Here is a 21,183-nt window from a genome sequence, read left to right on the forward strand (position 1 = left end):
TGGCACCCCACCAGAGCTATCACCGCAACATCGGCAATGTTGGGATGCTGCAGCAGGCAGGTTTCGACCTCGGCCGGGTAAATATTCTCTCCGCCGCGGGATGTCCTCGAGGCGGCCCGTGACACGCAAGTAGCCGCGCTTATCCAGCGTCCCGAGGTCGCCCGTGCGCAGCCATCCGTCAGCCGTGATGGCCGGACGCGCATTCTCCGGCGCGTCGAGATAGCCGATTGTGGGTCTGATATCCACGGACTTGAATTACGCCCTAAGTGCCGGTCGGCAAAATACGAAGATCCATCGGAACCGCAACGCGCACTTCCGACGTTCCAGAGCGCTTTCCCGCGGTCCGGACGAACTCAGTCTCCGGATGTCGACGCTCGTCTGCGCGACAATCGGGCTGAGCTCGGTCTGACCGAAGACAGTAAGGACCGGAAGGTCGAGCGCTACCCTCACGCGGCGATGGATCTCGGGAGAGACCAGTGCACCTCAGACAACGCGACGTGCAGCGACGATCCCGACCGTCTCAGGCGTGCCCGCCGGACTTACCGCGCTGTGCCTCGGTGCCGCGATGGCATTCTGATAATTTCGTTAAGCCAACGCTCGGAGCCGCGGCCCTTCCAGCATCAGTGCCACGTCGCAGGCAGGCCGCGGCTTGCTGAACAGATAGCCCTGTGCCTGGGTGCAGCCCTCGCGCCGGAGCAACTCGAGCTGCGCGTCGTTCTCGACCCCTTCCGCGGTCGTGACGATGCCGAGGCTGCGGCCGAGGCCGGTCACGGCGCGGATGATCGCCATGGAATCGGCGCGGGTTGCCAGCTCGGAGACGAAAGAGCGGTCGATCTTGATCTTGTCGAAGGGGAAGCTGCGCAAATAGCTTAGCGACGAATAGCCGGTGCCGAAATCGTCGAGCGAGATACCCACGCCCATGGCGCGCAGCTCATGCAACGTGGTCAGCGTCGCCTCACCGTTTTGCAGCAGCACGGATTCAGTGATCTCCAGCTCGAGACGACGGGCTTCCAGTCCCGCCTCCTCCAGCGCCGCGGTCACGGATGCGATCAGGTTCGGACTCTTGAACTGCACCGGCGACAAATTGACGGCGACGTCAATATCGTCGGGCCAGGTCGCCGCGTCGGCGCAGGCGCTGCGCAGCACGAACTCGCCGAGCTGGATGATGAGACCTGTCTCCTCCGCCAATGGAATGAAGTTGATCGGCGCGATCAGGCCACGCTGCGGATGTGACCAGCGCAGCAACGCCTCGAAGGCGACGACGCGGTTGGTGGCGACGTCGCGGATCGGCTGGTAGTGCACCTCGAATTCGTTCCGTTGCAGCGCCGCGCGCAGATCCATTTCCAGCAGCCGCCGCGCCTGCGCGCGCGCATCCATGCCGGTCTCGAAGAAGCGATAGGTGCCGCGACCGTCCGCCTTGGCGCGGTACAGCGCAAGGTCTGCATTCTTCAACAGCTCGTCCGGATGGCTGCCGTCCTGCGGCGACAGCGAGATGCCGATCGAGACGCCGATCACGATCTGATGGTGGTCGATCTCGTAAGGCGCCGAGATCGCCTCGACGAGACGGCCGGCCAGGAACCTTGCAGCGGTTTCCTCGGAGCGCCCGATCAGGACCACGGCGAACTCGTCGCCGCCAAGCCGGGCCACGGTGTCGCTCTCGCCGACGGTCGCCTCCAATCTGCGCCCGACCTCCTTCAGCAAGGCATCACCGATGGGATGGCCGAGCGAGTCATTGATGTCCTTGAAGTGGTCAAGATCGAGGCAGAGAACGGCGAGTTGGTCGCCTGAATTGGTCCGGCGCAGCCCATGCTCGAGCTGCTCGTGGAATAGGATGCGGTTGGGCAGGCCGGTCAGCGCGTCGTGGCGGGCCATATGGGAGATCCTCGCCTGCGCCTCCAGCCACTCGGTGATGTCCTCGAAGGTCGCGACCCAGCCGCCACCCTGCATCGGCTGGTTGACGACCCGGATGGAGCGGCCGAACCTGGTCACGATGTCGGTCGTGGTGCGGCTCTCGCGCGCGTCGGCGACGAGGCGGGCGAAGAATTCGCCAGCATCGCCTTGCCACTGGCCCTTGGCCTGCTCCTCCCGCAGCACGTCGACCAGCAGCCGGCCGGTGAGCAGGATGTCGGTGCGGCCGAGCATCGCGGCATAACGCTCGTTGAACAGGATGATCTTGCCGTCCGCGTCGAACATGCAGAGCCCCTGCGACATGTTCTCGAGCGCCGTGTCCAGCACCCTCTGCTGGCGGCCCAATTCCACCTTGGCCCGCCGATCGAGCAGCGCGGCGACCAATGCGATCACGATGATCGCAGCCGCAGCACTCGCGGTCAGAACCGACAGCGACGTCGGCGGGATCGACAGGCCGCTGATCGGCAGCGTCGGATCCGGCGTCAGCTGCACCGCGCCCATCGCCGTAAAATGATGCGAGACGATGGCGACCGTCAGCAGCACCGCAGCACCGAGCGTGCCGGACAAGTTGTCTCGCCGTTCAGCGACATGGAGCGCGAATGCGCCGAAAACCACCCCGAGCAGGATCGAAGCGGCCACCGTGCCCGTCGCCCAGCTGACGCGCGCAGGGATCTCGAGCGCCATCATGCCGGTATAGTGCATCGCCGCCACACCGCCGCCGACGATCGCCCCGCCAAGAGCGACGAGGCCCGGTCGCATGGTCGAGACCGCAACGCTCAAGCCAACAAAGGTGATGGCGATGGCGAAGATTAGCGACAACAGCGTCACCGGAACATTATAGGCGCCGCTGGCGCCCGGTCCGTAGGCCAGCATCGCGATGAAATGCGTCGCCCAGATGCCGCAGCCGGCAACGACTGCATCGAGCGCCAGCCACACCAGGCGGCCCGATCCTTGCGTCGCGCGCGCCCGGTGAAACAGGCTGATCGCAGCCGTACTTGCGAGCAGGCAGAGCGCGCCCCCAAGCGCGACCAGTCGCCAATCGTGTTCATCGGTCAGACAGTAGAGCACTTGATACATCAGCATCCCCCAAGGCCTGCGATCACCAGAGCGGGGAAGTGGTGGATTTTAGGTAACGAAGGAGGACCGGCTTGCCGGATGGTGAACAGAGGCTTCCAGAATCAACCATTCGTTGTCAGTCGAACGACATTCGTCAAACTTCTTTCAACGGGCGATGGGCTTTGCCTGGACAATCAATCTTGACGCGCAAGCAGCAGCGCCGGTTTGCAGAGGGGACGGCGCATCATTGTTACGAGCAGGCTCTCGTCCATGGTGCCTCGCAAATAGAACGGCCACCGCGGAGCAACGCGAAGGCCGCTGCTGGGTTGCCTAGAGCTGACAAGGGCGTTTCCAACCTCCACCCGAGGGGTGAAACGAACTGGATATTTCGGGTTATATTCGTCGCGCTCCGCCGAAGGGCGACAACATTTGGGATGTTGCCGAGAGGGCGCGGACGAATGGCAGAGTGCCGAAGGTACGCCGCAGAGAGTAACGCCACCTCAGTTGCCGGGCTCCTGCGCGATGGCGGAGAGTGCCCCGGCTTCAGCTTGGCTCTGAGGCGGATGGCCGGAGCCGCCTCCGCCGGCTCGGCGGCGGGCCGGCACGGATTAGCTTTCTGCTGATTTTCCATGTTCCCGTAGTACGTGAGATATTGCATACTTTTCCCGATTTGAGACTGCTGCTTTTCCCTTGAGGCTTTTGCAATGTCGAACAGAATAATCGAAGATGATCTGGAGATGCTGCGCCTGATCAAGGCATTCCAGAAAATAACTGACCAGGACACCCGGCGAATGATCCTTCTCTACGTCGAGGAGCAGCTCGAAAAGCGCCAAGCGAAGGTACCGGAAAGCCCTTCGCGCTAACGCGCCAGGCGCCGAAGTCGCGGCCTTTCGAGAACACGTCTCCAGTGCCGATGGCAGCCACCATCGCGCTCGAGATGATCGGGCCAATGCCGGGCACCGTCATCAGTCGCTCGCAGCTTTTGTCTTGACGGGGCAATGCTTCGATCTCGCTGGAGAGGTCCTCGATACGCTCATCCAGCCGGCGCCAGTCGCCCGCCAGATCCTCAATGATGCGCAACATGCGAGGCGAGAGCACATCGGTGCGCGTCGCGAGGATACTCGGCAACTCGGACCGCAGGCAGCGCAGGCCTTGCCGCACGGCGATGCCCCGCTCCAGCAGGAACGCACGGATCTGATTGATGACGCCGGTGCGCTGACCGACTAATCGCTCGCGCACGCGGTGCAGCGCATGCAGGTCGAGCTGGTCGGCGGTCTTGGTTGCGGCGAACTTCATGGTCGGGCGTTGGACCGCCTCGGCGATGGCTTCCGCATCTCGGAAGTCGTTCTTCTGTCCCTTCGAATAGGGGCGCACGTATTTCGCCGGCATCAAGCGGGCGTCGTGGCCAAGCGTTTGCAGCTTGCGACTGAGGTGATGCGCGCCGACGCAGGCCTCCATGCCGATCAAGCACGGCGGCAGGTTGGCGAGCCGGGTTTCCACCTGGCCGCGCGACCACTTCTGCCGCAGCACGATGCCGCCGCGCTGATTCTGGCCAATGATGTGGAACGAGTTCTTGCCGATATCGATGCCGATGACGGCGGGCGAAGCGTCGAGTTTCTGAGACATGGCGTGCTCCTTGTCTTGGGCGCCCTTGCCAGCTTCTCGTACCGCCAGGGCCGCAGCACGGCCGGACCATTCCATTAGCGGAAGTTCGAGCCGAGGCACGCGGAAAACAAATGGTCAGTAAATTGGAACCTGCCTCCTGGGCGAGGGTTTGAGCCGCGTTGTTTCTGCGTGCTTGAGAGGAATACCGGCGATTTCGCTCCAGAATGGCCTTGGGAATAGGCTGCTGGCGGCAACGCCGCCAGCGGACCTTAACTTGCTCGCGCCCTACACCCAGAAAACGTCGTTCGACCTTGATACTGTACTGGTGCGAACGGGAGATGAGTTCAAGCTGGTCTATTTCCCCCTCAGCGGGGCCATAGCGTTCCTAGTTGAAATGTCGGACGGACGCATTGTCGCGTCAACTCTCATGGGCTCGGAAGGGGCGGTCGGCGCTCTCTCCGTCCTAAGTCCCTCACGCTCCCCAGTCACAGCAACTGCCTACGTCCTTGGAGCCGCGCTCCAGGTCCCTGTTTCGCAATTGCAGCTTGCTTATGAGCAAAGCGACACGATCAGGCGTGTTCTACGGCTCCATCTCCGCACACAATTGTTGCAGCTTAACAACGCGGCAGCTTGCAACGCGGTGCATCCGGTGGAGTGCCGCATGGCTCGATGGTTGCTTGAGATTCACGACCACACCGCAGAGAGCGGAATCCAGCTAACGCATGAGGCGCTCGCACAACTTCTCGGGGTCCGCCGAACGACCGTGACGCTAACGATGGGCAGACTTCAGGCCGCGGGCGGCGTCTTATCGGACCGACGCGGAATGCTAGACATCGACCGAAGGCGGCTCGAGAAGATCGCTTGCGAGTGCTACGCCGTGATGCGACACAGAATCAAGCGCATGTATGACAAGGAGCTGGTGGCCGCCTGATCCGCGAAAGTGAGCCGCCGCTCTTTGTTTGACTGGACCTTCGTGCTTGCCTGCGGCTCAGTAACGGCCGACGGTCGCGGTCTAGCGATAAGTAGCTCACGTTCACCACGCCCCGACAAGCATTAGACCGATAATGGTCAAACACGAGACGCAAGCCACCGTTACAGTGTAGCATTCTGGGGTGTTCATAGTTGCCTCCCGAGCTGTTGCCTGTCACTGCTGCGCCGGGAGAGGCCGCCTGTCTCGGGGCCGCTGTTCGGCACGCCTGTGACCGGTTCGGTGCGGTGTGTTGGTCCTGTCGTCGCTGCTGTGATCCGCAGGATTGTAATCCCACATGTCTGGAGCTTCAGGGCGTTCAGCTGGGATCAGAAGCTGCTTTCGCATTTCAGCGAGGCAGGCGCGGCAATATTCACGATAGAGCAGGTCGAATATGGCGGGCATCGTCACCCCCACCGTTTGAGTGTCAGTGTCAGATCTTTCCACCGCGATCTTCGCGTGATTGTAGCCACTTCAGACGGCTCTTCGATGTGAGCCCGTTCGCAGACTGCACCAGTTCCAAGCTCAACAGCCGATTGGTTGACCTGATTGTCTGCCCGAAAAAACAAAGTCACGCTAACACAGACTATAGCAACTCATTGTTTCAGGAAAACTTCGTCAAACAACTCCAGGGCGCCGAACGCCAACGAAAATCCAACCACAGCGCGAATAACTTTACCACTGAGTGAGAGCAACATTCGTTGCAAGCCGACCGAGTATGAGGACAGCATTCTTCCACGCGTTGGCCGACGGCGGCTTCGTAGCCAGCGGCACGCGTGACGCCGCGCTCACCACCGCCTCGGCAGAAGTGAAGTGTATCAGCGGCTGGTCCGGCGTGGCGACGTCGTTTTCCGACGTGAGCCGGTGCTATGCCGGGCAGGGCGTCGTTCCTCGACTTCCGGTGTTGGCCCATCTGCGACCTCGGAGCCCACCCGCTCTTTGGCCGATGTTGGCGGCAAACCGGACATCAGGCGGCCGCCGCTTCATGAGTACGTGCCCTAGTACGGCGCCGGCGAAATAGTTTGAGCTTGTGCATGTGAAACTTGGGGCGTGCCGATTACGGCCGATTGCGGCACGTGCAATGGGACACCGGCCCCGGCTGTTTCTCCCAACCTGGCTGGGGCCTACGCGCCCTTCAGAAAACTGTCAGCACTGTTGGCTGTTTATTTCGAGCGACGCCGTAACGCAGTTCGCTATATGGTTTCGTTCCCGTTTTTTACATCACCGACTGCCGGGCGATCATAAGAAAGCTGCTCCGCAAGTTTATGCTTTGGACTTTGCCGTCGTCGCCGGGTGTTCCGGGATTTTTGTATGAAATACATATTCATCGCGGTCGGCTGCTGGCTGCTGCTGAACCTGCTCTACATTCTCATAGTCACTCCGCCACGTAGGTCGCTCTGGCCTAGACAGCTCGCTCGCACCATTGCTGCGGTCAAGCGACTCATGCAACGCGGACGGCAGCCACCTACCTGAAGGGAGTGAACTTGGGAGTTTTGTGGCGCCATTCCACCCATAGATCGAATGCATCCGACATACGGCTCACCTCCTTGGCTTGACGCGAAATGGACTGTCGATGGAGAAGGCGTCCGGCGCGATCCCGCTCTCGATGCGCTTCCAGGTCACGGGCGCTGCGATCGGAAATCCCTCGCGCGCTCGCGGGGAATAGGTGCCGATCGCCGTCGTCCCGCGGCCATTGCGCAGATAATCGAGGAAGATGCGGCCGCGACGTTTTGATTGCGCAGACAGAAGGTAGCGGTCTGGATGACGCGCTGCGAGCGCGGAGACGAGCTGATGCGCGATCCGATGCGCCTTGTCGTGCAGCATCGGCTGAGCCAGTGGCGCCATCAGATGAATTCCTTTGCCGCCCGTGAGCTTGGGCCAGGTCTCGAAACCCTCGCACTTCATCAGCGTGCGCAGATCGAGCGCGGTCTCCACGACGGCCTCCCAGCCGACGCCCTCGCCGGGATCGAGATCGATCACGATACGGTCGGCATGTTCGAAGTCCTCGACGGTCGCATTCCACGGGTGCAGCTCGACAGCGCCGATCTCGACGAGACCAAAGAGGCCATCGAGGCTGTCGACCCACAGGCGCGTTCCCTGGCCGCCCTCCCGCTTCTGAATACGAAGCTGGTGCACGGCCGCCGGAATGTCCTTCGGCAGCGGCCCCTTGTGGTAGAAGGTGGTGCCTTGCACGTGGCGCACCAGCTTGAGCGGGCGATGGCCGAGGTGCGGGAGGGCCTTCTTCCACACCCTGCGCCAGTAGTCGGCGAGTTCTTCTTTGGACGGTGCAACGGCTTCGGGCAGAAGCTGCAGGATGTTCTCTCTGGGGACGCCGAGCTTCGGGCGGCCGGCCGCGCAGGGCACGAGGCGCGGCGCCTTGACCTTGCGCACCGCAAGATCATCGCGAAAGCCTTTGAACACGGCCTCGCGAAGCAGGCCATCATCGGTAAGCGCGCCATACCGGACCTCGATTTCGAGGATCGGATCGACCCAGGTCGCCTTCGGCTTTTTGACTGGCACGTCCAGGGGAGACGTCTTGCGGATCAACGGATCGAGCCGCTCGCGCAATTCGCGCGCGGTCGTCTCGGTGTAGCCGGTCCGCACCTTGCCGGCATAGAGCAGCTTGCCGTTCTCGCGCCGGCCGACGTAAAGCGAGGCCACTTTCCGGGGGCGCGCCCCTAACTTCTCCACGAACGCGACGATCGGAAAGGCGTCGCTCTTCTTGCACTTGAGCTTGATCCAGCTCTCCTGTCGGCCCGAGCGATAGGGCTCGCCGAGCCGCTTGCCGATCAGGCCTTCCAGCCCCAGCTGGCACCCTTTTTCGAAGATTACGTTGCCGTCGCCCGCAAGCGCCTCGACGTACATGAACGTCTCGGGCGCGTCCTTCAGAAGCCGCTGCAGCAACCGCTTGCGCTCTTCGTACACGACGCCACGCAGGTCATAGCCGTCGAGGTACAAGAGATCGAAGGCGTGATAGCGCACGCGCTCGCTTTGCTTCGGGCCGAGCTCTCGCCTGAGCTGCTGGAAATCCGGCAGGCCGCCACTGCCGTACACCACGGCCTCGCCGTCGATGACCAAGCTGTTTGCTTTGAGTTTGGCCGCGCCCACCGCGATCGAGGAGAACTGTTCCGTCCAGTCCAGGCCGGTCTTCGAATAGACCTTGGCGTCCTCATCTCCCCGGTGCAGTTGAGCGCGGTAGCCGTCGGCCTTGATCTCGTAGACCCAGTCCTTGCCGCGCGGCGGATTCTCGCGCAGCGTGGGATCACACGGCTCGATGTAACCAGGAATCGCAACTTTGGTGGCGCCATGGACACGCGATACTCCCCAACGAGACTGACGCAACGCCACGGCACACATGGCGATTCAACGCCGTCGCGCTGATTCGTTCCGTTCCGCGGAGGCCGCTTGACGGCCTCGCCAGCGCGGCAGGTCGAGGAGGCCAAATCCGACGAAACCGGGTGGTCGCGCTACGTCTGCACCAGGATATTCCACTTGCGCGTCGGTCTCCCGACAGGAGCACCGGGCCTTCGGCGGAGCTCATGATCGTACCGGCAGGCCGAACCCGCGCCCCGAGCAGGTGCGCTCGATGTTACGGGATGAGTTCGTCGGGCTCTGGACGCGGCGCCGCCGTGTCGGCGCGCAGCGGCGGGCCACGAACATCGCCGCGCTCGCGGGGTGGTGGGCGCGTGGACAGGTCCCGGCCGATCGCGGCTCGCAGCTCCATCAGGTCGGTGAACACGTCCGCCTGCCGCCGGAGTTCGTCCGCGATCATCGGCGGCTGGGTCGCCATGGTCGACACCACGCTCACCCGTACGCCTCGGCGCTGCACCGCCTCCACCAGCGAACGGAAAGTGCCGTCGCCCGAAAACAGAACCATTTCGTCGACGTCGCCGGCCATCTCCATGGCATGCACCGCGAGTTCGACGTCCATATTGCCTTTGACCTTGCGCCGTCCGAACGAGTCGACGAACTCCTTTGTCGGTTTGGTCACGACGGTGTAGCCGTTGTAGTCAAGCCAATCGAGCAACGGCCGGATCGAGGAGAATTCCTGATCCTCGATGACAGCCGAGTAGTAGAAGGCGCGGAGCAGGATACCTCGGCTCTGGAATTCCTGCAGAAGGCGCTTGTAGTCGATGTCGAAGCCAAGGCTTCGGGAGGTGGCATGAAGATTGGCGCCATCGATGAACAGGGCAATCTTGCTGGGCGAGGACGACATGTTGGCAGGCCCGAATGATCCCGGCGGAAGCACCGCTCCCGCTTGGCGGATGGTTTGCTCAAAGATGGAGTTTGGGCACGGGGCGGCCTTGGCCCGCCGCTCACTCGCATTCTGCGTTGCGGCAAGAACGTGAGCTCCGACGGAGCAAGGCTATATCCAAGAATTCGAGCTTTCAAATCCTTTTTCATGAACAGTTGAACCAGGAGCCTGCTGCAAAGACAATGCAGTAGGGGACGCCGTGAATGCCGCACGAATTGCCGCTCTTCGAAATCCACCTCAGGCGGCGCCGCCGGGCATGCAGATGGTGTCTCTGCACGACTGATGGGCAAACCATCATGCAAGGCTCGGAAGCCAACCGGCCGGCTGCCCGGTACCAGGCCAATCGGGCGCTCTTTCTGATGCTGCTCGCTTCCGGGAGTCGCTCGGCAGGCCGCGAAGACCCGTCGCGGAGTCGCTCGCGCCGAAGCGCCTGATCACCCGGGAAATTGCCCGCAAGCGGGCCGACAGCTCGTTATCACGCAATCGCCCGTCGAGCGACGTTCATCGTCACTTGAACGCCCTTGTTCGGCGCGGACTCGACCTTGAAGTCCGGTTTCGCGTTTTCCCGCAAGGTCTGCACGATCAGCGCGCCGATCTTTCCCGGGATCGGCCATGTAATGCCCTCAGGCAACCCGACTCCGTCGTCCGCGATGACCACGCGATACCGGTCTTCGCTCTGGCGCAGACATTCGATCGTGATCACGCCGTGGCCGCGGCCTTCGAAGGCATATTTGAAGGAGTTGGTCAGCACCTCGTTCACAACGAGCCCCACCGACCGCGCGGTGTTGACCGAAACCGGGGCATACTCCGTCTTCTGCTCGAGCCGAATTCCCTGGACGGCGCAGGTGTTCATGACCGCGGCGGCGATCTGGCTGAGGTAATGGCCCAGATCGACCTCGTCGCCGGCGGCCTCGTTCGACAGGCCTGATAGGGCAGATGCAGGGATTCGATGCGGCCGGCCAGCGTGTGCAAGTCGACCCTCTCGCCCCGTCTTTCGTTGCGTGCTTCGAGCCGTATGAGGGCGACGATCAACTGAAGATTGTTCTTCACGCGGTGCTGCAGCTCGCGCAGCAGGATGTCCTTGTCGCGGATCCGGCGCGCATACTCCTCACGCTCGGCACGCGCCCTGTCGGTGATGTCGATCAGCGCCGCGATGCGATAGTTCTCGGTCCCGTCCTCGTTTTGAATGAGACCGGAGAAGGCCTCGACCAGGAGCGGTCTAGGCCGCTCCGCCCGGAAGGTGCCGAGAAACTCTCCTCCGTCCTTCAGCACGGCCAGATCCAGCGAGACGTTCGGATCGCTTTCGTCCGTGAACCCGGCCAGGATCGACCAGCCCTTGCCGGCGCAGTCTTTCGCGTCCTGGCCGAAGAGCGTTTCGAATTCCTTGTTCGCGTAGCAGATGCGCTGGTCGCCGCGGAAGAATTTCGAGACTGGCATCCTGCTCGATGGACGGCGCATTGGTATGATGCGCTCATCGTCAACATGGCCCTACCACCCTGCTGGACGTCTTCGAGGGCCACAGCATCTCGGGTGGAATTCCTACGAGGTCGAATTGCCCCAACAGCTTGTTGTCGGCCGCCAGCTCGCGTTCGCCCTGGAACACACGTACCGTGACGGCATTCTGATTGTCCTCTGCCGTCGAGAACACCTGGCTGCGTTTTGCGGGAATTGTGGTGTTGCGGTTGATCAGCTTCGTCATCACGCCGCCGAGCGTCTCGATACCCAGGGACAGGGGAGTGACGTCGAGCAGCAGCACGTCCTTCACGTCACCCTGCAGCACGCCGGCTTGAATGGCGGCCCCGATGGCCACGACCTCGTCGGGGTTGACGCCCTTATGCGGCTCGCGCCCGAACAAGGCCTGGACGGTCTCCTGCACCTTGGGCATGCGGGTCTGGCCGCCAACCAGCACGACTTCATCGATCTGACCAGGCTCCAGACCGGCGTCCTTCAGGGCAGCCCGGCATGGTGGAATGGTTTTCTGGATGAGGTCGTCGACGATCGCCTCCAGCTTGGCTCGCGTCAGCCTGATGTTGAGGTGCTTGGGTCCGTGCTGGTCCGCGGTGATGAACGGGAGATTGACATCTGTCTCTGTGCTACTCGACAGCTCGATTTTGGCCTTCTCCGCAGCGTCCTTGAGACGCTGTAACGCCAGGCGGTCGTTCCGCAGCTCGATGCCACTTTCTTTCCTGAATTCATCTGCGAGGTAATCGATAATGCGCTTGACGCCCCTGTGCTGGAACTCCTCGATCTCTTGCTCGCGGCACGAGCGGCATCGGCCTCGCCGGCGCGATGAGGACGGCGCGCCGCCGATCGCGCACGCCCAGACTGTCTCCCAGCCCTACATTGTCGCGCTGATGACCGAAGCGGCCGCACTGAAGTCCACGGACAAGGTGCTCGAAATTGGAACCGGTTCAGGCGCGCGGAGCTCAGTGAACTGCGCGGATCGGACGGCGGACGGGCTTCCGCATCACGCAGCCCGTGCACTTTCTCCGGGTCTTGCAGAGCATACGGTCGGAAGCTTGGACAAGGGAGCCGTGCCGCCGTCGAGATCGATCAGCGCATCAATGGCCTCATTGAGCTCCGAGGCCGCATCCGACTGCATGCCTTGCTTCGCGGACGCTACGAGGCGGTATGCGTCTAACGCCCACCGGCGGAGCAGATCTCGCTTCTGCTCCTCGCATAATGTCGGGTCGCGCAGAACCTCGCTCGGTCGCGTATAGCGATCGCAAGTTCGACCTGCACGCTCTCCTCGGCCGCTAGGCCTTTTGCGGCCGCAGGTTGAGGTGGCTTTCTGGCGACGGCACTCGCCGAAGCGCGTAGCGCGTCTTGCCGGTCGCCACACCCACTGCCGGATTGTCTGACATTTGGGATCTTGTTCGGCATAGAATCCTCCCGATACAGCGGGAGCAGGGGTCAAATGGTATCAGTCCCAATACACCTCCAATGGCGTTGCGCCGCTGGGTGTCTGAGCCAAACGCCGGCGAAGGGCGACAAGCAACTAGTGAGCAGCCAAGGAATTTCAAGAAGGACACCAAGCCTCATTACTCCACAAGATTTCCGAAGCCTGAGGAGTTTGCCTGCAGAAACTTCTCGGGAGCGGGTTGGCTATGCCGTCAGCCGCCGTGCCTTTTGGATGAGCAACTGCCGCAGGCGTTGAGGGGTCAGGCATCCCCACAGGTCCGTCGTCCCCAACATGATTGGGCTGCCATCCAGGACCTCTGAGGGCGCGTCCGCAGCGAGCGGCCCCTTCAGCCGCCGTGCGGCGGAGCCGTCTGCGAGTTGGCCCCGAATCCACCTAGGATCACGCGGGGGCGGGCGCCCCCTGCGCACCGGCAAATGATGGGTCCGCGATCCAGCCAAAGGTCACTCCTCATACTCTTGAATCGGTGTCGCCGTAGGCGGGTGCTCGCCGACGCCCCCGTTACTACCCCCAACTTGTATCGTTGTGTTGGGCAAGAGCGAAACGCCCGGGCGGCCGGCAGGCACGGCGAGGATCGCAGGATACGTGAGGTGTAACTTAGCGTGCGATAAATTCGCATCTAGAATTTGCGCGGGTTGTCGTTCTAGGTCCTCGTTTGTCTCAGCCACAACACACAGTTCGTACGCGCGGTGCCGATTACTGTTCTCGGCCACGAATTCGGATCGGAGTCCGAGTCCCTCCCGCCATGCCAGATTGAACAGCCGACGGCATTAGGGACGACAAGGTGGGTGCAACGGACCAAGACAATCGATTGGCGGCGCGTCTTGCGCATTGTCTCACGGACGTGTATTACAGCCTCAGCAAGGCAGCGTGAAAAGCACGATTTTTCATAGGGTTACGTAGGAGTCTTCGGAGGTTCGATCCCTCCCGCCCCAGCCAGATGTCAAGCTGTTGAGTTCATTCGGTAAGCAGTTTCACTTTGGGCGCGTTTGGAAACACAGATTTTAAGGCTCGGTCCAGAATCGAACTAAACGGCGTGGCCATGCTGGCTTATCTCCGAGGCTTCCATCCGAACATATACCGTGGAAGCTGGGCGGGCAGGTGTTTTGCCCTCATCGTAGAATAGGGTGCTACGGCGAACGAAGCGGACAACCGGTCCAGATGCGCATGTGCGGAATTGCAGCCGTGCCGCAGTCGGCCCGGCCGGTGGCCTCGGGCGCGGTCGTTGCCCCGCTACCGGGGACCATTACGACTGCAAATCGCGTGGCCTTCGTTTCCTTGGCCGACCGGAACGATATAGACCCCGCACTTCCTGCTGTTGAAAGAGCTCCGCGCAGACGCCACGCAGCCATTGGCTTGCCGGGTCATGATGGAAGCGGGCGTGCCAGTATTGCTTCACCGTAAATCCGGCGATTGCCAGCGGGCAGTCGAGCACGCGCAGTCCGTAATAGTGAGCCAGCGTTTCACCAATGTGCCTTGGAAGGGTGGCGATCAGGTCAGTCGTCCCGACGATTGCAGGCAACCCCAAAAAGCCGGGTAGCTCCAGCCCAACGTCTAGGACTAATTTCTGCTCCTGCAGCGCACCGGCGAGCAACTGATGCCCGGTGCCGGAGCGAATGAGGACGTGTGCCTCACGCCTGAAATCCTTTGCCGTGATGCGGTCGCGGATCCGGGCATGTTTCGCGCTCGCCAGGCAGACCCAATCCTGCGGAAACAGTGCCTGTTGGAAGTGTCCCGCGTCGAGATCCGAGATGTAGCCGAGCGCCAGATCGGCCTTTCCGGACTGCAGCATTCTTGGGGTGTCGGGGCCGATCTGTGTCGCCTCGATACGAACGCCAGGCGCAACGCGACGGACCTGAGCGAGAATGGAGGGAAGCAGCGTGACGTGACTTCCATCCGTCATGCAAATGGCGAAACGGCGTTTCGCGGTTGTCGGATCGAAGTCGCTGCGAAGCTCGGCCAGGCGACGCAGCATCTCCAGCGCCTGCCTCGCCGTGCCGATCAGAGCCTCCGCGCGCGGCGTCGGCAGCATGCCGTCTGCTGACCGGACGAAGAGCGGATCGTCTAATTCCTTTCGCAGACGGGCCAGCCAGATCGAAATGGTCGGCTGACTTTGACCGAGCTTCTCGGCTGCCTTGGTGACGCTACCCGTTGCGAACAATGCGTCGAACAGCCTGAGCAGGCGCGGGTCCAGCAGGTTGGTCTCGATGGGATCCTGGTGCTTCATTGCGATTCACAATAATTGCTATAAAGATCATAATATATGTAAATATCGAGCGGCCGGCTACCGTGCTTCCAACGCCGAGAATGGCGCGGGAGAAGCGTTCGGATGAGGATCTGCTTTATCGGAGCGGGAGCCTTGGGCTCGACCATCGGCGGTACGCTGGCGCGCGGCGGGGCCGAGGTCTGGCTGATCGATCCGTTCCAGGCTCATGTCGACGCTATCAATGCCGGCGGCCTACGGGTGCTCGAAGTTGGCGCCGAGACCGTTGTGAAGGTCACTGCGTGCACTTCCGCGACCCAGGTTGGCGTAGAGGCAGACCTCGTCATTGTCCTCGTCAAATCCTACCACACGCGGGATGCCATCCGTGCCGCGGCGCCGATCATCGGGCCGCGGACGGTCGTGATGTCGCTTCAGAACGGTCTTGGTCACGAGGACATCCTGTCGGAGGAGGTTGGTCGTGACCGGGTCATGGCGGGCAAGACCTACGTCGGCGGTGTGCTGCTCGGCCCTGGTCATGTTCGTTCCGGGGTCCTCGGCAAGGAGACCATCATCGGCGAGCTTGACGGTCGCTTGACGGAACGTGCGCAGCTAATCTCCGGGACTTTTAATCGCGCCGGAATTCTCACGCGGCTCAGCGACAACATCTTGGGCACGATGTGGGACAAGTTGTTCATCAACGTCGCCGGAGGAGGAATTACCGCCGTTACCGGGCTGACTTATGGCGGCCTGTATTCGCTGCCAGTTCTGGAAGATTGCGCGCTGGCCGCAATCTCGGAGGGCATCGCGGTTGCGCAAGCTGCCGGCGTGAAGATCTCGATTACCGATCCGCGACGCGCCTGGACGATGGCGTCCGCCGGACTTCCGCCCGAGTTCAAGACGTCGATGCTGCAGAGCTTGCAGTCCGGCAATCTGACCGAGGTTGACTACATCCACGGCTCCGTCGTGCGTTGGGGCGCCAGGCTCAACGTGCCGACCCCCGTCAATTCCACCCTCGTCGCGCTGGTCAAAGGCATCGAATACGCCCGCAGCGACTATCCTGGAAGGTCTTGAGACAATGTCATTGCCCCGCGCTTATGTCGAACACGTCGCGATCCGTGTGCCGGACGTTGATCGTCACGTCGACTTCTTTCGTGAGGTGCTTGGTCTCGCCAATCGCGATGAGCAACCCGCCGATGGTACGCGCCCGCGTCAGGTTTGGGTGCTCGGAAGCGTGCAACTCATTGAAGATCCGAATTTCGTCGGACCAGAGGGGCGTCTCGCCCATCTCGGCATCATGGTCGACGATTACGAAGGTGTACTCACCCGTGCCGCCGCCTGGGGCGCCAAGGCGTTGCCCGCCGGGCCGAACTGGCTCGAGCTGCCGGGCGGGCTCAACGTCGAAATCTTGCAAGCCAGCGCAGGCGCCGTGGAAGCCGCCCTGGCGATCAATCCCCGTGCCTAGAGGAAGACGCGATATGACAGATGAGCGCTACTGGGACGATGCCAAGGTCGGCGATGAATGCGTTACGCCACCGGTGACGGTCACAGAAGGAATGGTAAATGCCTACGCCGAACTGACGGGCGATTTCACGCCGGTCCATGTCGACGAGGAGTACGCGAAGACAACGCCGTTCGGCACGCGCGTCGCGCACGGGCTGTTTGGTCTGTCGCTGGCCGACGGTTTGAAGACCCGTGCCTACTACCGCTTCCTCCCGGGAATGTCGCTGGGCTGGACGTGGGATTTCAAGCTGCCGATCAAGCTCGGGGACACCGTGCACGTGAAGTTCCGCGTGGGTTCAATGCGCGAGACAAAGCGGGACGGGTGGGGCATCGTGGTGCTGCCCTCGGAGCTGATTAATCAGCGCGGCGAAGTGGTGCAGCTCGGTGAGCATCGGCTGATGATTCCGATGCGCCCGAAGACCGGCGTCGCGGGAGAGCGCGCATGACCGCGCAAGATCTGCCGCTCAAAGGCGTCCGCGTCATCGACTACAGCCATTTCCTGGCCGGCCCGTTCATGGGCCGTTGCCTCGCCGCGATGGGCGCGGAGGTCATCAAGGTGGAGCGTCCAAAGGGCGGCGACGCAGGCCGGGCCCATGGATATTTCAAGGACGAACAATCCGGCTACTTCCTACAGCAGAATATGGGGAAGCAGGGACTTTGCATCGACCTGCGCGACAAGCGTGGTCTCGACATGATGATGAAGCTGGTCGACACAGCCGATGTCTTCATCGAGAATTACCGACCCGGCGCACTCGAACGTCTCGGGCTTGGTTACAAAGCGCTATCGGGGCGGAATCCGAAGCTGATCTATTGCTCGGTCTCCGCCTATGGTCACACCGGTCCCTATGCCGATCGTCCGGGCTTCGGCCTGATCGCAGAGGCGATGTCGGGGGCCCTGGCGCAATTGGGCAATCCCGGCGAAGCGCCGCCACTGCTGCGGATGCCGCTGGCCGATATGTACACTGGCATTCATGGCGTCGCTGCTATCAATGCGGCGCTGGTTGGCCGTGCGTCGTCCGGGCGCGGCCAACATATCGATCTGGCGCTGTACGATTGCATGGTCTCGATGCACGACTATGCGGTTCAGCGTTACTTCCTCTCGGGCGGCGCTGACCTGCCGAAGCAAACCGGCAGCGGACAGCCGGACTCGACCGTTTACGGGGTCTTTCCGGCCAAGGACGGCAATCTTGTCATCGCTGCGCAAGTCGATGATGCGTGGCGACGATTGGCGAGCCTGATTGGAGGAGACACGCTGGCATTGGACGAGCGTTTCGCCAAGCCCGCCGCGCGGAACGCCCATTATGCTGAAGCCATGGAGATTGTGCGCAACTGGACGCTATCACAGCCGTCTCGGGATGCGTGTCTTGCGGCACTCGAGGAAGCAGGTGTGCCGTCCGCTCCCGTGCAGACCATCGAAGAGGTCGCGAGGGATCCGCAGATCCATGCGCGCGGCATGCTGGTCGAGCAGGAGCATCCGGTGCTCGGCAAGGTAACGCTGCCGAACCTGCCGTTCCGGTTCTCCGATTGCGACACTACGGTGCGTACTCCGGCGCCACTGCTTGGGCAGGACAATCGCCGCATTGCCGCATCGCTGGGACTGTCGGCCGAAGCCGTCGACGCGATGGTGCGCGACGGCGTGCTTTACAACGAAGCTGCAGTGCGGGAGTGAGCGATGAGCGATCGTTATGCGGTGATTGGCAATCCGATCGGCTTCAGCAAATCACCCTTGATCCATGGCACTTTCGCCAGAATGACGGGACAGGATCTCGTCTATGAGGCGATCGAGGGACCTATCGATGGCTTCAGCCGACGGGTCGACCAATTCCGGACAGAGGGTGCCAAGGGGCTGAACATCACCGCCCCTTTCAAGCTCGATGCCTTCGCTTATGCAAATGAGCTTTCAGAGAGCGCCAGACGGGCAGGTGCCGCAAACTGCCTGAAATTCGAGGGCGACCGGATCATCGCCGAAAATTTCGACGGGGTAGGGCTGGTGCAGGACATCACTGCCAATCTCGGCGTCAAAATGGCCGGTCGGCGCGTCCTGATGCTCGGCGCCGGGGGAGCGGCGCGTGGCGCGTTGCTGCCTTTCCTGCGCCAGCAACCGTCCGAGTTGGTTCTCGTCAATCGAACGCTGTCCAAAGCCGTGGCATTGGCCGAAGAGTTTGCCGGCTGTGGTCCCCTGATGGTGAGCGGCTACGCTGAACTGGCGGACCTTGCCGAGGGCTATGACGTCGTGGTCAACGCGACCTCTGCCAGCCTGCGAGGTGAAATGCCGCCGCTTCCGGGGAATGTCTTCCAGGGCGCGGAGCTGGCGTACGAACTTGCCTATGGCAAAGGATTGACTCGCTTTCTGCAAGCGGCCCGCGCCGAAGGCGTGGCCAAACTGGCTGACGGCGTCGGCATGCTGGTCGAGCAGGCGGCGGAAGCCTTCGTCTGGTGGCGCGGCGTGCGACCGAGCACGGCCCAGGTCATCGCCGAATTGACTGTTCCATTGAGCTGACGGACGACGCCGACAATGCATCGCAAACCCGGCTTTCTCGTCGGCCTGATCGGCAGCGGCATCTCGGCGTCTCGCACGCCGCCCATGCACGAAGCGGCCGCCGACGCCGCTGGCATCCGCTATCTCTACAAGAAGATCGATCTGACCGAGTTGAACCTCGGCGTCGAAGCATTGCCGGAATTGCTCACGGCCGCAAGGCGGATGGGCTTTGACGGTTTGAACGTAACCCATCCCTGCAAGCAGGCGATCCTTCCACTGCTGGACGAGCTTTCGCCCGACGCCGAGGCGCTTGGTGCGGTGAACACCGTGGTCGTCAGGAACGGCCGAATGACCGGCCACAACACCGACTGGTTCGGCTTCGCGGAGAATTTCCGCCGCAACATGCAAGGTGCACCACTTGGTCGCGTCGTGCAATTCGGCGCAGGCGGCGCCGGTGCGGCGGTTGCTTTCGCGCTGATGAAGCTTGGCGTGCAGGAACTGACCATCATAGACGTCCACCTGGCCAAGGCGCAGAGCGTGGTCGACGGCTTGTCCGCTCGATTTGTAGAAGGGCGCTTGAGGGTCGGCCAGGATGTTGCCGCCGCCGTGGCGGCCGCAGACGGAATTGTCAACGCGACGCCGATCGGCATGGACAAATATCCGGGAACGCCGCTGCCGCTGGCGATGCTGTGTTCCGGTCTCTGGGTTGCCGAGATCATCTACTTCCCGCTGGAGACCGCGCTGCTGCGCGCGGCGCGGGCCCTCGGCTGCCGCACGGTCGATGGTGGCGGAATGGCTATCTTCCAGGGCACCGAAGCGTTCCGCCTGTTCACGGGCGTCTCGCCTGATCCAGACGTCTTCTTCGCAACTTTCGCATCCCTGGGAGGGTGACACCCGGCCGATGGGCGAGCGGCACGCACAACGCCCGAGAGGAAACGCAAGATGGGCTACACGCTCGATTTCTCGGTGGTTTGGCACGCAATGCCCGCGTTGCTGTGGGGTTGCGTGGGGACGTTGGGTTTGGCGCTTGCTGGCATGACGCTCGCAATGATCATCGGCGTCGCGGGCGTCGCGGCCCGCGATGCGAAGGCGGCCTGGTTGCGCGCCATCGTGATCGGCTTCGTCGAAATCGTGCGCAACACGCCGTTCCTGGTGCAGATCTTCTTTCTGTTCTTTGCACTGCCGCTCGTCGGGGTAAAGCTCAATCCGACCGCCACGGCCATTATCGCACTCGGCGTCAACGGAGGCGCGTACGCCATCGAGATCATCCGCGGCGGCGTGCAATCGATTCACAAAGGGCAAATCGAGGCTGGCTACGCGCTCGGACTGCACAAAGGGCAGGTATTCCGTTCCATCGTACTCAAGCCCGCGCTTCGCGCGATCTATCCCTCGCTCACGGGACAGTTCATCATGCTGACGCTGACCTCGTCGATCTGTTCGGCTGTGTCGGCTTACGAATTGACGTCGGTCGCGCAGCGAATCGAAAGCGACACATTCCGCAGCTTCGAGGTCTATTTTTTCGTCACTTTCCTCTACCTCGCGATCTCCTGGCTGCTGATGGCGGGCTTCGCAATCATCTCTCACCGCTTCTTCTCATATCCGACGCGCTGAGGAGCACAGATCATGACACCGCATTTCGGCGTTCCCGAGTTCGGCTTCCTCCTGCGTGGTCTGCAATGGACGGTACTCCTGACGCTGGTTGCATTCGTCGGTGGCTGTACCGCCGGCCTGGTCGTCGCATTGTTGCGCACCTGCGGTCGCACGACCGTGGAATGGATAGTTCGGATCTATATCGGAATCTTCCAGGGGACACCGCTGCTGCTGCAACTGTTCGTGGTGTATTACGGCTTGGCGCTCCTCGGATTGAAGCTGTCAGCATTCGTTGCGGTCGCGATTGGGTTCACCGTCAACGCCTCGGCTTTTCTGGGCGAGATCTGGCGCGGCGCAATCCAGGCCGTGCCTCGCGGTCAGACCGAGGCCGCGATGGCGCTCGGTCTACACTATTCCGCGCGCATGCGCGACATCGTGCTGCCGCAAGCCATTCGCATCGCGCTGCCGGCGACCATTGGCTATCTCGTGCAGCTCATCAAGGGTACCTCGCTCGCTGCCATCGTCGGCTTCATCGAACTCGCCCGCGCCGGTCAAATCGTGTCGAACCAGACCTACCAGCCGTTGCTCGTCTTCGGTGTGGTCGGCGCGATGTATTTCATCCTCTGCTGGCCACTCTCGTGGTGGGGCAGTCGGATGGAGGCCAGGCTCGCCCTGGCCGGTCAAAGGTAGGTTCGGCGCA

Annotated in this window: 16 protein-coding genes and 2 pseudogenes; 10 read left to right on the forward strand and 8 right to left on the reverse strand. The window is 62.2% G+C overall.

Annotation, left to right across the window (positions count from 1 at the left end; genetic code table 11):
• Window positions 1–585: 585 nt before the first annotated feature.
• A complete protein-coding gene (locus IVB54_RS11180) occupies window positions 586–2,985 on the reverse strand; it encodes an EAL domain-containing protein (RefSeq protein WP_247777504.1) in 2,400 nt (799 codons plus the stop codon).
• Window positions 2,986–3,831: 846 nt separating this feature from the next.
• Window positions 3,832–4,590 (reverse strand): annotated as a pseudogene (locus IVB54_RS11185) (IS110 family transposase); the annotation flags it as partial.
• 253 nt (window positions 4,591–4,843) lie between these two features.
• Here IVB54_RS11185 and IVB54_RS11190 point away from each other — a divergent pair.
• A complete protein-coding gene (locus tag IVB54_RS11190) occupies window positions 4,844–5,500 on the forward strand; it encodes a Crp/Fnr family transcriptional regulator (RefSeq protein ID WP_240543263.1) in 657 nt (218 codons plus the stop codon).
• A 1,575-nt stretch (window positions 5,501–7,075) separates the two neighbouring features.
• Here the strand turns inward: IVB54_RS11190 and ligD are convergent.
• The 5 genes and pseudogenes from ligD to IVB54_RS11215 form a co-directional block, all read right to left on the reverse strand.
• Window positions 7,076–8,893 (reverse strand): DNA ligase D, encoded by a 1,818-nt coding sequence (gene ligD / locus IVB54_RS11195; RefSeq protein ID WP_018460435.1) that lies wholly within the window; start codon window positions 8,891–8,893, stop codon window positions 7,076–7,078.
• A 232-nt stretch (window positions 8,894–9,125) separates the two neighbouring features.
• Window positions 9,126–9,752, reverse strand: coding sequence for an NYN domain-containing protein (locus IVB54_RS11200; RefSeq protein ID WP_018460434.1), 627 nt, complete (start codon window positions 9,750–9,752; stop codon window positions 9,126–9,128).
• 514 nt (window positions 9,753–10,266) lie between these two features.
• Window positions 10,267–10,644, reverse strand: a complete 378-nt coding sequence (locus IVB54_RS11205; RefSeq protein WP_051113081.1) for an ATP-binding protein — start codon at window positions 10,642–10,644, stop codon at window positions 10,267–10,269.
• Window positions 10,641–11,228 (reverse strand): histidine kinase dimerization/phosphoacceptor domain -containing protein, encoded by a 588-nt coding sequence (locus tag IVB54_RS11210; RefSeq protein WP_051113080.1) that lies wholly within the window; start codon window positions 11,226–11,228, stop codon window positions 10,641–10,643. Before IVB54_RS11210 ends, IVB54_RS11205 begins: the two co-directional genes overlap by 4 nt.
• Window positions 11,229–11,319: 91 nt before the next feature.
• Window positions 11,320–12,009, reverse strand: a pseudogene (locus IVB54_RS11215) (Hsp70 family protein); the annotation flags it as partial.
• Between IVB54_RS11215 and IVB54_RS11220 the strand changes: the two are divergent.
• Entirely contained in the window at window positions 12,005–12,511 is a 507-nt protein-coding gene (locus IVB54_RS11220) for a hypothetical protein (RefSeq protein ID WP_083926605.1), read from the forward strand. The pseudogene IVB54_RS11215 and the gene IVB54_RS11220 overlap by 5 nt on opposite strands.
• 1,446 nt (window positions 12,512–13,957) lie before the next feature.
• On the opposite strand, the gene IVB54_RS11225 is transcribed toward IVB54_RS11220, so the two are convergent.
• On the reverse strand, window positions 13,958–14,938 hold the full coding sequence (locus IVB54_RS11225; protein ID WP_247777215.1) for a LysR family transcriptional regulator: 981 nt from the start codon (window positions 14,936–14,938) through the stop codon (window positions 13,958–13,960).
• Between the two features lie 102 nt (window positions 14,939–15,040).
• On the opposite strand from IVB54_RS11225, the gene IVB54_RS11230 reads away from it, so the two are divergent.
• Genes IVB54_RS11230 through IVB54_RS11265 form a run of 8 tightly spaced genes read left to right on the forward strand, consistent with a single transcriptional unit; the run spans window position 15,041 to window position 21,173 of the window.
• The gene (locus tag IVB54_RS11230) at window positions 15,041–15,985 is read left to right on the forward strand and encodes a ketopantoate reductase family protein (protein ID WP_026234030.1); all 945 of its coding nucleotides are present in this window, start codon (window positions 15,041–15,043) and stop codon (window positions 15,983–15,985) included.
• Window positions 15,986–15,989: 4 nt separating this feature from the next.
• On the forward strand, window positions 15,990–16,376 hold the full coding sequence (locus IVB54_RS11235) for a VOC family protein (protein ID WP_026234029.1): 387 nt from the start codon (window positions 15,990–15,992) through the stop codon (window positions 16,374–16,376).
• A 13-nt stretch (window positions 16,377–16,389) separates the two neighbouring features.
• Window positions 16,390–16,860 (forward strand): MaoC/PaaZ C-terminal domain-containing protein, encoded by a 471-nt coding sequence (locus IVB54_RS11240; protein ID WP_018460428.1) that lies wholly within the window; start codon window positions 16,390–16,392, stop codon window positions 16,858–16,860.
• On the forward strand, window positions 16,857–18,083 hold the full coding sequence (locus IVB54_RS11245; RefSeq protein WP_018460427.1) for a CoA transferase: 1,227 nt from the start codon (window positions 16,857–16,859) through the stop codon (window positions 18,081–18,083). The genes IVB54_RS11240 and IVB54_RS11245 overlap by 4 nt, the downstream gene beginning before the upstream one ends.
• 3 nt (window positions 18,084–18,086) lie before the next feature.
• Entirely contained in the window at window positions 18,087–18,914 is an 828-nt protein-coding gene (gene aroE / locus IVB54_RS11250) for a shikimate dehydrogenase (RefSeq protein WP_018460426.1), read from the forward strand.
• A 15-nt stretch (window positions 18,915–18,929) separates the two neighbouring features.
• Window positions 18,930–19,784 carry a shikimate dehydrogenase gene (locus tag IVB54_RS11255; protein WP_247777216.1) on the forward strand — a complete coding sequence of 285 codons (855 nt, stop codon included), beginning with the start codon at window positions 18,930–18,932 and terminating at the stop codon, window positions 19,782–19,784.
• Between the two features lie 51 nt (window positions 19,785–19,835).
• On the forward strand, window positions 19,836–20,504 hold the full coding sequence (locus tag IVB54_RS11260) for an amino acid ABC transporter permease (protein ID WP_007601261.1): 669 nt from the start codon (window positions 19,836–19,838) through the stop codon (window positions 20,502–20,504).
• A 12-nt stretch (window positions 20,505–20,516) separates the two neighbouring features.
• Entirely contained in the window at window positions 20,517–21,173 is a 657-nt protein-coding gene (locus IVB54_RS11265; protein WP_018460423.1) for an amino acid ABC transporter permease, read from the forward strand.
• The last annotated feature ends 10 nt before the right edge of the window (window positions 21,174–21,183 follow it).

It is taken from the genome of Bradyrhizobium sp. CW1 (assembly GCF_023100665.1).
GTDB lineage: Bacteria > Pseudomonadota > Alphaproteobacteria > Rhizobiales > Xanthobacteraceae > Bradyrhizobium > Bradyrhizobium canariense_D.

Coding starts and splice junctions, on each gene's coding strand:
- IVB54_RS11230 (WP_026234030.1), top strand. CDS start 15,041: ATGAGGATCTGCTTTATCGGAGCGGGAGCCTTGGGCTCGACCATCGGC.
- IVB54_RS11225 (WP_247777215.1), bottom strand. CDS start 14,938: ATGAAGCACCAGGATCCCATCGAGACCAACCTGCTGGACCCGCGCCTG.
- IVB54_RS11200 (WP_018460434.1), bottom strand. CDS start 9,752: ATGTCGTCCTCGCCCAGCAAGATTGCCCTGTTCATCGATGGCGCCAAT.
- IVB54_RS11205 (WP_051113081.1), bottom strand. CDS start 10,644: ATGAACACCTGCGCCGTCCAGGGAATTCGGCTCGAGCAGAAGACGGAG.
- IVB54_RS11240 (WP_018460428.1), top strand. CDS start 16,390: ATGACAGATGAGCGCTACTGGGACGATGCCAAGGTCGGCGATGAATGC.
- IVB54_RS11260 (WP_007601261.1), top strand. CDS start 19,836: ATGGGCTACACGCTCGATTTCTCGGTGGTTTGGCACGCAATGCCCGCG.
- aroE (WP_018460426.1), top strand. CDS start 18,087: ATGAGCGATCGTTATGCGGTGATTGGCAATCCGATCGGCTTCAGCAAA.
- IVB54_RS11265 (WP_018460423.1), top strand. CDS start 20,517: ATGACACCGCATTTCGGCGTTCCCGAGTTCGGCTTCCTCCTGCGTGGT.
- IVB54_RS11255 (WP_247777216.1), top strand. CDS start 18,930: ATGCATCGCAAACCCGGCTTTCTCGTCGGCCTGATCGGCAGCGGCATC.
- IVB54_RS11235 (WP_026234029.1), top strand. CDS start 15,990: ATGTCATTGCCCCGCGCTTATGTCGAACACGTCGCGATCCGTGTGCCG.
- IVB54_RS11180 (WP_247777504.1), bottom strand. CDS start 2,985: ATGTATCAAGTGCTCTACTGTCTGACCGATGAACACGATTGGCGACTG.
- IVB54_RS11245 (WP_018460427.1), top strand. CDS start 16,857: ATGACCGCGCAAGATCTGCCGCTCAAAGGCGTCCGCGTCATCGACTAC.
- ligD (WP_018460435.1), bottom strand. CDS start 8,893: ATGTGTGCCGTGGCGTTGCGTCAGTCTCGTTGGGGAGTATCGCGTGTC.
- IVB54_RS11220 (WP_083926605.1), top strand. CDS start 12,005: ATGCGCTTGACGCCCCTGTGCTGGAACTCCTCGATCTCTTGCTCGCGG.
- IVB54_RS11210 (WP_051113080.1), bottom strand. CDS start 11,228: ATGCCAGTCTCGAAATTCTTCCGCGGCGACCAGCGCATCTGCTACGCG.